The 12,527-nt window shown below is 63.4% G+C and carries 9 protein-coding genes and 1 pseudogene; 6 read left to right on the top strand and 4 right to left on the bottom strand.

The features are described 5' to 3' along the window. Nucleotides 1–18 precede the first annotated feature (18 nt). The 4 genes and pseudogenes from OH705_RS00995 (at nt 19) to hcnC (ending at nt 6,188) form a co-directional block, all read left to right on the top strand. Nucleotides 19–3,018: pseudogene (locus tag OH705_RS00995) on the top strand (autotransporter domain-containing protein). Nucleotides 3,019–3,229: 211 nt separating this feature from the next. Next, nucleotides 3,230–3,544 carry a cyanide-forming glycine dehydrogenase subunit HcnA gene (hcnA, locus tag OH705_RS00990; RefSeq protein ID WP_023629670.1) on the top strand — a complete coding sequence of 105 codons (315 nt, stop codon included), beginning with the start codon at nt 3,230–3,232 and terminating at the stop codon, nt 3,542–3,544. Next, nucleotides 3,541–4,935 carry a cyanide-forming glycine dehydrogenase subunit HcnB gene (gene hcnB / locus OH705_RS00985; protein ID WP_046857637.1) on the top strand — a complete coding sequence of 465 codons (1,395 nt, stop codon included), beginning with the start codon at nt 3,541–3,543 and terminating at the stop codon, nt 4,933–4,935. The genes hcnA and hcnB overlap by 4 nt, the downstream gene beginning before the upstream one ends. A 2-nt stretch (nt 4,936–4,937) precedes the next feature. Continuing rightward, nucleotides 4,938–6,188: a cyanide-forming glycine dehydrogenase subunit HcnC gene (gene hcnC, locus OH705_RS00980; protein ID WP_267300617.1), complete on the top strand. Its 1,251-nt coding sequence runs from the start codon at nt 4,938–4,940 to the stop codon at nt 6,186–6,188. Between the two features lie 85 nt (nt 6,189–6,273). Here the strand turns inward: hcnC and lpdA are convergent, their stop codons facing one another. Beyond that, nucleotides 6,274–7,674 carry a dihydrolipoyl dehydrogenase gene (gene lpdA / locus OH705_RS00975; RefSeq protein ID WP_023629673.1) on the bottom strand — a complete coding sequence of 467 codons (1,401 nt, stop codon included), beginning with the start codon at nt 7,672–7,674 and terminating at the stop codon, nt 6,274–6,276. A gap of 215 nt (nt 7,675–7,889) precedes the next feature. Between lpdA and cfaB the strand changes: the two genes are divergently transcribed. Continuing rightward, nucleotides 7,890–9,074, top strand: a complete 1,185-nt coding sequence (gene cfaB, locus OH705_RS00970) for a C17 cyclopropane fatty acid synthase CfaB (protein WP_263159710.1) — start codon at nt 7,890–7,892, stop codon at nt 9,072–9,074. A gap of 39 nt (nt 9,075–9,113) precedes the next feature. Here the strand turns inward: cfaB and cls are convergent, their stop codons facing one another. After that, on the bottom strand, nt 9,114–10,553 hold the full coding sequence (cls, locus tag OH705_RS00965; protein WP_038707076.1) for a cardiolipin synthase: 1,440 nt from the start codon (nt 10,551–10,553) through the stop codon (nt 9,114–9,116). A gap of 129 nt (nt 10,554–10,682) precedes the next feature. Between cls and OH705_RS00960 the strand changes: the two genes are divergently transcribed. Next, nucleotides 10,683–11,210: a DUF3617 domain-containing protein gene (locus OH705_RS00960; protein WP_023629675.1), complete on the top strand. Its 528-nt coding sequence runs from the start codon at nt 10,683–10,685 to the stop codon at nt 11,208–11,210. An 8-nt stretch (nt 11,211–11,218) separates the two neighbouring features. Here the strand turns inward: OH705_RS00960 and folE2 are convergent, their stop codons facing one another. Further along, nucleotides 11,219–12,100, bottom strand: a complete 882-nt coding sequence (gene folE2 / locus OH705_RS00955; protein WP_267300615.1) for a GTP cyclohydrolase FolE2 — start codon at nt 12,098–12,100, stop codon at nt 11,219–11,221. A 24-nt stretch (nt 12,101–12,124) separates the two neighbouring features. Next, nucleotides 12,125–12,502, bottom strand: coding sequence for a hypothetical protein (locus OH705_RS00950; RefSeq protein ID WP_023629677.1), 378 nt, complete (start codon nt 12,500–12,502; stop codon nt 12,125–12,127). Between the last annotated feature and the right edge of the window lie 25 nt (nt 12,503–12,527).

Genomic DNA, 12,527 nt, shown 5'->3' with positions numbered 1-12,527 from the left:
CCGCTGGGGCGGGTATTGATGGGCTGGGCGGCGTTGATGGGCACGGCCCAGGCCGCGCCCTATGTGGAGAGTGGCCGCCTCGGCGACGCCAGCAGCTGGCGCAGCAGCGAATTCAAGGCCGATTGGGGGCTGGGGGCGATCCACGCCGACAGCGCCTATGCCGCCGGCTACAGCGGCAAGGGGGTGAAGCTGGGGATCTTCGACCAGCCGGTGTACGCCGCGCACCCTGAGTTCGCCGGCAAGGACAAGATCGTGACCCTGGTCACCAGTGGCATTCGCCAGTACACCGACCCCTATATTCCGGTGAAAGCCGGCGATGCCTTCCGCTACGACGGCAGCCCGTCGGTAGGTTCGGATGGAAAGCTCGGCTCCCATGGCACCCACGTCGGCGGGATCGCCGCCGGCAACCGTGACGGCGTGGAGATGCATGGCGTGGCCTTCAATGCGCAGATCATCAGCGCCGACAACGGCGACCCCGGCCCCGAGGATGGCATCGTCCTGGGCAACGATGGCGCGGTGTACAAGGCCGGCTGGGACAGCCTGGTGGCCAGCGGCGCGCGGATCATCAACAACAGCTGGGGCATCGGCATCACCGACCGCTTCGCCAAGGGCGGGCGCAATCCGGACTTCCCGCATTTCACCGTGAACGATGCCCGGGCGCAGTTCGCGCAAATCCAGCCGCTGCTGGGCACCTTGCCCGGTGGCGCCTATGACGGGGCCATCGCCGCCGCCCGCAGCGGGGTCCTGACGATCTTTGCCGCCGGCAACGACTACAACCTGAACAACCCCGATGCGATTGCCGGGCTGGGCTATTTCGTACCGGAGATCGCCCCCAACTGGATGACCGTGGCGGCGTTGCAGCAGAACCCCGACACCAGCAGCGCCAACCCGTACGTGATCAGCACGTTCTCTTCGCGCTGCGGCTATACCGCAAGCTTCTGCGTATCGGCCCCCGGCACCCGCATCTACAGCGCGGTGATTGGCGGTACCAGCCTGGAGGACCTGACCCAGGGTTACGCCAACTAGAACGGTACCTCCATGGCCGCGCCCCATGCCGCTGGCGCAGCGGCGGTGCTGATGGAGCGTTTCCCCTACATGAGCGGCGCGCAGATCGCCAGCGTGCTGCGCACCACTGCCACCGACATGGGCGCGCCCGGCATCGATTCCTTGTATGGCTGGGGCATGATCAACCTGGACAAGGGTATCCGCGGCCCCGGCATGCTGGTTACCGAGCAGGACATTCCCGAGGAGTTGCGGATCGCCGGCGGCTACGGCCCGAGCCAGTTCGTCGCTGATCTGCCGGGTGTCGGCGCCCTGGTGGATGCTGGCAGGCCCACCGAAAGGCGCTGCAACGATCTGAGCTGTGTGCTGGATCTGTGGAGCAACGATATTTCCGGGCATGGCGGCCTGACCAAGCAGGGCATCGGCACCCTGGTGCTCAGCGGGAACAACACTTACGCCGGTCCGACGCTGGTCAACCAGGGGCGGCTGGCGGTCAATGGTTCGCTGCAATCGACCGTGACGGTCAACGACGGGGGCGTGCTGGGCGGCAATGGCCGGATCGGCGCGCTGGTGGTCAACCGCGGCGGCGTGGTGGCGCCTGGCAACTCCATTGGCACCTTGCGCGTCAGTAATGACGTGACCTTCCAGCCTGGCTCGACCTATGCGGTGGAGGTAGACAGCACTGGCAGCGACCGTCTGGTCAGCGATGGCCAGATAGCCGTGGGCGGTGCGAACCTGGCCCTGGACCTGCAGAACCCTGGCGTTTCGCTGCAGTCCCAGCAAGCCACCAGCCTGGTGGGGCGGCAGTTCGACATCCTGGATGCCGCAGGTGGCGTGCAAGGCAGTTTTGCCCAAGTGCAGTCCAACGCGTTGTTCCTCGGTGGTGGCTTGGCGTATACCGGCAGTGGGGTACGGCTGGCGGTGCAGCGTAATGCCACCTCGTTCGCCAGTGTCGGCCTGACCGCCAACCAGCGTTCGGTGGCCGCGGCGGCCGATCGGCTCGGCGCGGGCAACCCGGTCTACGAGAGCCTGCTGTTGTCGGCCGATGCCGCCAGCGCCCAGCAGGCATTCGATCAGCTGTCCGGCGAAATCCACCCGGCGGTGGGTAACTTGCTGCTCAACGACAGCCGCCAGTTGCGCGACGCCGTAGGCGAGCGTACCCGGCTGCAGGGTGTGGAAGGCCAGGACAACGGCCTGTGGGTCAAGGCCCTGGGCGCCTGGGGCAAGGCCGACGGTGACTCCGGACATGCGCGCTATAGCAGTTCGATTGGCGGCATGCTGCTGGGGGGCGACGGGCAGATGAGCGAGGACACCCGTGTCGGCGTCTTTACCGGCTACAGCGACAGCTCGCTGAGCATGGGCGATGGCCGTCATTCCTCGGCCAGCGTCGACAGCTACCACTTGGGCGCCTATGCCGGCAAGGAACTGGAGCAGCTGCGCCTGAGCGTGGGCGCCAGCCACAGCTGGCACCGTATCGAGACCAAGCGCGAACTGCAGTACAACGAGGTCAGCGATCGCCAGAAGAGCAAGCGCGATGCCCAGAGCACCCAGGTGTTCGGCGAGGCGGCCTGGAAGGTCGAACTGCCGAGCGTGGCGCTGGAGCCGTTCGCCAATCTGGCCTACGTGCATATCGCCAGCGACAGCTTCAGTGAGCATGGCGGCGCTGCCGCGCTCAAGGGGGGGCAGGATAATCGCGATGCCTGGCTCTCGACCTTGGGCATGCGCGCCGGCAAGCAACTGCAGTTGTCCAGCGGCCAGGCGGTTGAGCTTGCCGCCACTCTGGGTTGGCAGCACAACCTGAGTTCCACCGGGGCCGACCAGCACCTGGCGTTCGCGGGCCAGGGCGATACCTACAAGGTTCAGGCGCTGTCACTGGACCGTGATGCGGCGGTGGTCGGTGCACGGGTGGGGATCGCCCTGAGCCGCGAGGCCCGGGTCAACCTGGACTACAACGGATTGCTGGGTAGTCGCGATAAGAGCCACGGGGTCGGCCTGACCCTGGATTGGGCATTCTGACAGTAAGGTCTCAGTGCTTTGTAGTCAAAAGGCCCCTGCATTCGCGGGGGCTTTTAAGTTCTGCAGGTAAGCATTTTCGGAGCAATGTGAAATCCGTAGCAGTTCGTCGTTGTCGGACGTTTCTACAACCAGCGTCTGGCATGGATCAATGTTTTCTCTCCGGGTTTGCCCTAACGTCCCCCGACCCATCAGTCATCAAGGACGACAGGAAATGCAGACGCTGCAACGAAAGCACGATATCCAGCCATTGGAAGGCAATGAAATGACCCTCCTGGTCAATGGGTTGCCCGCAGTCGCCAGTGCCGGCGAGACTGTACTCAGCGTGCTCAACGCCGTTGGCCTGCGCCAGCTGGCGCGTAACGATCATGGCCAGCTCAGCGGTGCCTACTGCGGCATGGGCGTCTGCCATTGCTGCCTGGTGCAGATCGACGGTCGTCCCAAGCGTCGCGCTTGCCAGACCATCGTCAAACCGGGCATGCACATCGAGACCGAGGTCAACCGCGTGCACGAGGAGGCCCATCCATGAGCCTTCGTCCTGTGATCGTCGGTGGCGGCTCGGCCGGCATGGGCGCGGCCATCGAGCTGGCCGAACATGGCGTGGATTGCCTACTGTTCGACGAAGCCTCGCGCCCCGGTGGCGTGGTCTATCGTGGCCCGTTGCGCGCCGGCGTCGACCTGGGCTACCTGGGCCCGCGCTACACCAAGGCCCTGACCAAGCTGCACGAAGATTTCGCCGCCTGCGCCGAGCGCATCGACCTGCGTCTGAACCATCGCGTGGTGGGCGGTGACGACCAGCGGCTGATGGTCCTCGATGGCGACGAGCGCCTGCACGAGATCGACTATTCCCATCTGCTGCTGGCCGCCGGTTGCCATGAACGCAACGTGCCGTTCCCTGGTTGGACCTTGCCGGGCGTGATCCTGCTCGGTGGTTTGCAACTGCAGATCAAGAGCGGTGTGGTCAAGCCACTGGGCAGTACCCTGATTGCGGGTACCGGGCCTTTGCTGCCACTGGTCGCCTGCCAGCTGCACGCCGCCGGTGCCAAGGTCGCGGGGGTGTACGAGGCCTGCTCGTTCAACCGCATCGCCAAGGAAAGCCTGGCGCTAATGAACAAGCCACAGCTGTTCCTCGACGGCCTGAGCATGCTCGCCTACATGAAGCTCAACGGCATCCCCATGCATTACGGCTGGGGCGTGGTGGGCGCCACGGGGGAGGGCGAACTGCAGGAAGTCGAGGTCGCACCCTATACCCAGGACTGGCAACCGGACATGAGCCGTGTCCAGCGCGAGCAGGTGCGCACCCTGGCAGTGGGCTATGGCTTCATCCCGCGTACCCAGCTCAGCCAGCAACTGGGCCTGGCCCATGGTTTCAGCGAGGACGGCTACCTGCGCGCCGAATGCAACGTGTGGCAGCAAAGCAGCCAGCCGAACATTCACCTGGCGGGCGACATGGCCGGGATCCGCGGTGGCGAGGCGGCCATGCTGACCGGGCGCATCGCCGCGGTTTCGATGCTCCAGCAGATGGGCAAGCTCGATGCCGAGCAGGCGATCGAGCGCCGTGAGCGCTACCTGGGCAAGCTGGCTGCGATCAAGCGCTTCCGTTCCGGGGTTGAGCGCTACACCGCCCGTGGCGCCGCACAGGTCGCACTGCCACAGGCCGACACGGTGATCTGCCGTTGCGAACACGTGACTCGCGAGCAGATCGATCTGGCCCTGGAGCAGGGTGTGCAAGACATGGCCAGCCTGAAGATGCGCACCCGGGTGAGCATGGGCGACTGCCAGGGGCGCATGTGCGTCGGTTACTGCAGCGACCGTCTGCGCAGCGCCACCGGGCGCAAGGACGTGGGTTGGCTGCGCCCGCGCTTCCCGGTGGACCCGATCCCGTTTTCCGCATTCGAACAACTCGGCACGGAGGCCTGAACATGAAAAAGCACTACGACATCATCATCGCCGGTGGTGGAGTGATCGGCGCGTCCTGCGCCTACCAGCTGTCCAAGCGCAGCAACCTGAAGATCGCCTTGATCGACTGCAAGCGCCCGGGCAATGCCACCCGCGCCTCGGCCGGCGGCCTGTGGGCCATCGGCGAATCGGTGGGGCTGGGTTGCGGGGTGATCTTCTTTCGCATGATGTCCTCGCGCAGCAAGCGCGAGGCCAATGGCGCGGCGGTGGTGGTCGATTCGAGCACACCGCACATCCTGCCGGAATGCTTCTTCGACTTCGCCTTGCAGTCCAACGCGATTTATCCACAGCTGCACCAGGAACTGATCGAACGCCACGGCATGGACTTCAAGTTCGAGCGCACCGGGCTCAAGTACATCATCCAGGATGAAGAAGACCAGTTATACGCCGAGCACATCGTCAAGCAGATCCCGCACTTGGCCGACCAAGTTCGTTGGCTCGACCGCGACGCGCTGCGCGCTTCGGAACCGGCGGTAACGCTCAAGGCCAATGGCGCGCTGGAGTTTCTCTGCGATCACCAGGTCAGTCCGTTTCGCCTGGGCGATGCGTTCATGGAGGCGGCGCGGCAGAACGGCGTCGACCTGTACCCGAACGTCAACATCACCGGCGTGCTGCATGAAGGCTCACGGATCAAGGGCGTGCGCACCGCCGAAGCCGGTGAGTTCCATTGCGGCACATTGATCAATGCCGCTGGCGCCTGGGCGGCGGAACTGAGCGAGTGGGCCACCGGGGAGAGCATTCCGGTCAAGCCGGTGAAAGGCCAGATCGTGCTGACCGAGCGTCTGCCCAAGCTGCTCGATGGCTGCATCACCACCAGCGATTGCTACATGGCACAGAAAGACAACGGCGAGATCCTGATCGGCAGTACCACCGAGGAGAAGGGCTTTGATGTCAGCAATACCTTCCCGGAGATCAACGGCTTGGTACAGGGGGCGATCCGCTGCGTGCCACAGCTGGCGCAGGTGAACCTCAAGCGCACCTGGGCCGGCCTGCGGCCTGGGTCACCGGATGAGCTGCCGATTCTCGGGCCTGTGGATAATGTCCCGGGGTATTTCAACGCCTGTGGACATTTCCGTACCGGGATTCTGACCTCGGCGATTACCGGCGTGCTGCTGGACAAGGTTGTCCACAATGAGGCGCTGCCGCTGGATATCACGCCATTCCTGGCGTCGCGCTTCCACAGGGCTGGGGATAAACAGCGGGCCCATGGCTAAGTGGGCTTTGCCCTGCGATTGCGTTGGCAGGCATGACGCAATCGCGGGGCAAGTCCGCTCCCACGGGCGGTGCTGAAAGGTCCGGTCAGATCTGCATCGCCATCCCTTGCACATTCATCGCCGCCTGGCGCAGGGCCTCGGAGCGGGTCGGGTGCGGGTGGCAAGTGAGGGCGATGTCCTCGGCCGAGGCCGAGAACTCCATTGCCACGCAGAACTCGCCGATCATCTCGCTCACGCTTGGGCCGACCAGGTGCACGCCCAGCACCTCATCGGTCTCGGCATCGGCGATGACTTTGGCGAAGCCTTCGGTCTCATGGTTGATCTTGGCGCGGCTGTTGGCGGTGAAGGGGAACTTGCCAACCTTGTAGGCACGGCCTTCGGCCTTGAGCTGCTCTTCGGTCTTGCCGACGCTGGCCAGTTCCGGGCGGGTATAGATGACGCCCGGGATGAGGTTGTAGTTGACCTCGTGGGCCTTGCCGGCGATGCGCTCGATGCACGACACCGCTTCGTCTTCGGCCTTGTGCGCCAGCATCGGGCCGGAGGTGACGTCGCCGATCACCCAGATGCCTGGCACCGCGCTGCGGTGATGGTCGTTGGCGAGCATGCCGCGCTTGTCGGTTTGCAGCCCTGCGCTTTCCAGGTTCAGGCCTTGGGTATAAGGACGGCGGCCGATGGCTACCAGCACGTAGTCGGCCTGCAGGGTTTCGGCGGTACCACCGGCGGCGGGTTCCAGGGTCAGTGTGACGCCGTCGGCCGCGGCCGTGGCCTGGGTCACCTTGCTGCCCAGCTTGAAGGTCATGCCTTGCTTGGCCAGGGCTTTCTGCAGGGTCTTGGCGGTTTCTTCGTCGGTGCCAGGGCAGATGCGGTCCAGGTATTCGATCACCGTCACTTCGGCACCCAGGCGACGCCATACCGAACCCAGCTCCAGGCCGATCACCCCGGCGCCGATGACGATCAGATGCTTGGGCACCTGGGGCAGCGACAGGGCACCGGTGGAGTCGATGATGCGCTGGTTGTCGATGGTCACGCCGGGCAGCGGCGTGGGCTCCGAGCCGGTGGCAATGACGATGTCCTTGGCCTGCAGGGTGGTTTCACTGCCGTCCTCGGCCTTGACGATCACCTTGCCAACCCCGTCCAGGCGGCCCCAGCCCTTGACCCAGTCGACCTTGTTCTTGCGGAACAGGTATTCGATGCCCTTGGTCAGGCCAGTCACGCTTTCATCTTTCTGCTTCATCATCTGGCCCAGGTTGAGGGTCGGCTTGACCTCGATCCCCAGATGGGCGAACTCATCGCCACTGGCTGCCTCATACAACTCGGAAGCGTGCAGCAACGCCTTGGAAGGCATGCAACCGACGTTCAGGCAGGTGCCGCCCAAGGTCGAGCGACCCTCGACACAGGCCACGCTCAGGCCCAGCTGGCCCGCGCGGATCGCTGCGTTGTAGCCGCCGGGGCCGCCGCCGATGATCACCACGTCATAGGATTTCATGGGTTTCGTTACTCCGAGAGTGTGAGGAAGCGAAGAGGGCACAAGGTTAATCTGAGCGGAGAGGATTGTATACAATCTGCTGAATAGGCTGCGCCAGATAGTTCTAGACTATGGTCGTGATTACCGGAAACTTCGTACGAATGAACTACCCTGATGCGGTGACGTCCGACACATTAAGGCGTGGCGTCCCATATCAACGAAAGGGAGGGTCATGAATGCTTGCGCAACTTCCACCTGCGTTGCAGAGCTTGCACTTACCTTTGCGCGTCAAACTGTGGGACGGCAACCAGTTCGATCTGGGGCCGAGCCCGCAAGTCACCATCGTGGTCAAGGAACCCCAGCTCATTACCCAGCTCACCCATCCCAACCTCAATGAGCTGGGATCGGCCTTCGTCGAGGGCAAGCTGGAGCTGGAAGGCGATATAGGCGAAGTCATCCGGGTTTGCGACGAACTCAGCGATGCGTTGCTGCAGGATGAAGATGAGGTATTGCCGGCACGCACTGCCCATGACAAGACCACCGATGCCGAAGCCATTTCCTATCACTACGACCTGTCCAACGAGTTCTACCAACTGTGGCTCGACCCGGACATGGTCTATTCCTGTGCCTATTTCAAGGAGCCGGACAACACGCTGGCCCAGGCTCAACAGGACAAGTTCGACCATCTGTGCCGCAAACTGCGCCTGCAGGCTGGCGATTATCTGCTGGATGTCGGTTGTGGCTGGGGTGGGCTGGCGCGCTTCGCCGCCCGTGAGTATGGCGCCAAGGTGTTTGGCATCACCCTGAGCAAGGAGCAGCTGAAGCTGGGCCGCCAGCGGGTCAAGGAGGAAGGCCTGGCTGACAAGGTCGACCTGCAGATCCTCGACTACCGTGATCTGCCCCAGGATGGTCGCTTCGACAAGGTGGTCAGCGTCGGCATGTTCGAGCATGTCGGCCACGCCAACCTCGAGCTTTACTGCCAACGGCTGTTCGGTGCCGTGCGCGAAGGTGGCCTGGTGATGAACCATGGCATCACGGCCAAACATGTCGATGGCCGCCCCGTCGGCCGAGGTGCGGGCGACTTCATCGACCGTTACGTGTTCCCCCATGGCGAGCTGCCGCATATCTCGATGATCACTGCACGGATTTGCGAAGCGGGCCTGGAGGTGGTCGACATCGAGAGCCTGCGCCTGCACTACGCCAAGACCCTCAACCACTGGAGCGAGAACCTCGAGAACCAGCTGCATCGCGCCGCCGCGCTGGTGCCGGAGAAGACCTTGCGTATCTGGCGCCTGTACCTGGCCGGTTGTGCCTACGCCTTCACCAAGGGCTGGATCAACCTCCATCAGATTCTCGCAGTGAAGCCTTACGCCGATGGTCACCACGACCTGCCATGGACCCGTGAGGACCTTTATCGCTGACCTGTACAGCGGCGTGCTCGTCCGGCACGCCGCTGCGCGCTACAGGATTGGTGAAATCAGGCGTGCGATGCGCATTCCCAGCTGTTGCAGACGATGGGTGTCGCGGCTGTCTTCAGCGGTGATCTCCCTGGCCTGCTCGAAATCATTCACCAGCATGAGCTCGACCTGATCGGCAAAGGCACGATCCACAGTGAGCAAGGTGATCTCGAAATTCAGCCGGAACGAACGATTGTCGAGGTTGGCGCTGCCGATGGCGCTGACCTCGTCATCCACCAGCACGACTTTCTGGTGCAGGAACCCCGGTTGATAGCGGAACATGCGCACCCCGGCGCGCACCGCTTCGAAGGCGAACAGGCTGGAGGCGGCGTAGACGATGCGGTGGTCGGGGCGCGAGGGAATCAGGATGCGTACATCGACGCCCCTCAGTACCGCCAGGCGCAGGGCGGCGAAGATGGCTTCGTCAGGAATGAAGTAGGGGCTGGTGATCCATACCCGGCTGCTCGCCGAGTGAATCGCTTCGAGAAAGAACAGCGCGCAGGTTTCCTGGGGATCGGCCGGGCCGCTGGCCAGCGCCTGGCACAACACGCCATCCTCGGGGTAGGCATCAGGCAGGATCAGCGGCGGGAGCTGGCGCGTGGCCCAGTACCAGTCCTCGGCGAAGGACTCCTGCAGGCAGGCCAGCACCGGGCCGCTTATCTGTACGTGGGTATCGCGCCAGGGCGAGAGCTTGGGGTGTGCACCGAGGTATTCGTCTCCCACGTTGTGGCCACCGAGAAAACCTTGCAGACCATCAACCACCACGATCTTGCGATGATTGCGGAAGTTGACCTGAAAGCGGTTGAACCAGCCGCGGCGCGTGGCGAAGGCCTCAATCTGCACTCCACCGTCACGCAGTACCTGGCTGTAGCTGGCCGGCAGCGCATGGCTGCCGACGCGGTCGTAAAGCACGAAAATTCGGACACCTTCGGCGGCCTTGCGCAGCAATAGCTGCTGCAGTTCCTTGCCCAGGGCATCGTCATGGATGATGAAGAACTGCACCAGGACGGTGTCCCGCGCCATGCGGATGGCCGAGAAGATCGCCTCGAATGTGGCAGCGCCGTCGACCAGCAGTTTCACTTCGTTGTTGGCCAGGCATGGCATGCGCCCGAGCTTGGGCATGGCGCGCAGGGCGGCATAGCTGTCCGACTCGCGGGCGGTCAGCGCTTCCTCCACCCATGGGCGCCAGTTCAGGTTGGCCATGGCCACATGCATTTCCTGGTTGGCCTGGCGCCGCGCCTGGATGTACGCATAGAAGGAGCGGGCGCCGAACACCAGGTAGGGGATGAGCGTGAGGTAGGGGATGAACAGCAGCGACATGGCCCAGGCGATCGCACCTTGGGCGGTGCGCACGGTGAACACCGCATGCAGCGCGGCGGCCAGGCCGAGCAGGTGAATCAGACCGAGCACGTAACCGAAAAAGTAGGGGCTGTGGTAATCCATACGCATCCTGCTTGCCGAGAGTACTGCTGCTAACAGACCACGTTCGAGGGGACCACTGCAACCCACAGGCGAATTCGACGTCTAAAGGCTCAGTCCGGCCGGAGCCGGTATTTCGAGGAGCTTTCATCCATGAAGATTCGTCTGCCATTGCTCGCCCTGGCACTGGGGTTGGGCAGCCCGCTGGTCCACGCGCAGATGTTGCAACCCGGCTTGTGGGAGCTGACCACCAGCAATATGCAGGTCGATGGCAAGCCGTTGCCAGACATGGAGTTCATGCTCGGCCAGTTGAAGAACCTGCCGCCTGAGCAACGGGCGATGATGGAAGGTGCCCTGGCCAAGCAGGGCATCACCGTGGGCGGCAAGGGTGTGCGCTCGTGCCTGACCGCCGAGCAGGTCAAGACCAACGACATCCCCCTGCAGGACCCGCAATCGGGCTGCACGCAGAAGATCACCGAGCGCAATGGCAATGTCTGGAAGTTCCAGTTCAACTGCCCGAAAGCCCAGGGTACCGGCCAGGCCACCTTCCTCAGCGACCGTGAGTTCCTGACCAAGGTCAACGGCACGTTCAATGCCTCCGGTGTCCAGCAACAGGGAAGCATGGATACCCGGGCGGTCTGGCTGGGCAACGACTGTGGAACAGTGAAGCCACGCAGTTGAAGTAGCGCTCACCACCGATGTTGAGTCACCGCAACCGCGTCGTGGGCATGCAGGCTCTCTGCATGCTCCACGCGTACGCTGAACCCCAACACCTCTTCAATCTGCATCAATGCCAGGTGCAGGCGCCGGGCAGCATCCTCGCAGAACATCAGGTTCTGTCCATTGGCCAGGGCAAAAGCCTGCTCGTCGGCGCGCTTCACTGCGGTCTGCACTGCGGTGCCCAGCGCGGCTTCCGCCGCATCGATCAGCCCTGTCAGGTTCAGCGCTTCCCCTGCAAGGCGTACCTGAAGCCTGGCCATGCTCCGTTGGCTATGGGGCGTGGCGACGATCCCGTCACTACTGCCCAGCCATTGGCGAATGGCGCAGCGGTCCAATGGCCGGTGGGCGAAGTCCCTGTCGAACTGCTCCTGGATCAACTGCCTTGCTAGTGCTGCCGAGCATGGGCATGTCGACGAGTACGGCACATTCACTGATAGTTCCACGTGGAACATTTCATCTTCAAGCTTGGCATCCACGGTTACCGGGTAGCGCTTCCAGCCAGCCAACGGACTGATCAGTGCCGACCGTTTGAGCAGATGATCAAAGGTCAGGCGCAGATAAGCATTGTTGGACAGGCCGGTGTGGCTAAGCAGAAATGACCGCAGTATATGGCGTAGAAGCGGGGGTGACAGGGGTTGTTGCTCCAGCGCCTCCAATGCCAGGTACAGCCGGGACATGTGGATGCCGCGTGAGGCGCCATCGTCGAGGCTCACTCCGGCATCGGCAAATGCGGTGACGGTGCGCCCGTCGAGTTGCAGCGCAACGGCGATACCATTCATGCCCACCCAGTCCAGCGGCAGTGCCTGTTGGTTGCTTTGGGCGGCGACATCGGGAAGGGATAGGCTGGTCATGGAAGGGATCCTGAACGGTTAAAGTCACTGGCAACCGCCGATGAGGCTGCAATGCAGGTTGAAGCGTTGGCCGCTGGAGCTGGAAACACGATTCAGCGTGGTCCAGCCAATACGCCGGCTGTAGCCGACCCAAGCCTCGCCGTCGCTGGCCAGGCCGGTAAAGAACGTCAATGCGCCGTGGCGGCTGTTGGTTTGCGCCCAAAGCCGCTTGCTCGCAACTTCATACCCGCGCAAGTAAAAGGTGCTGCCCTCGGTTCGCACGCTGTAGTAGTTGCCCTTGCTGTCCTGGCAGGCCAGCAAGGTTGCGCTGCGGGTGCACCGTGCAAGGTCGGTAGTGGGCATGGCAAAGAGCTGCTCTGGATGAACGAGCAGCAGCAGGGCGATGACGCCAGGTAGTTTCATGACGCTCTCCAGACAACCGTTCGGC

It is taken from the genome of Pseudomonas sp. BJa3 (assembly GCF_026343815.1).
Classification (GTDB): domain Bacteria; phylum Pseudomonadota; class Gammaproteobacteria; order Pseudomonadales; family Pseudomonadaceae; genus Aquipseudomonas; species Aquipseudomonas soli.
Note: the sequence above shows the minus strand (reverse complement) of the source record. Positions and strands in the feature narration are given on the sequence as shown.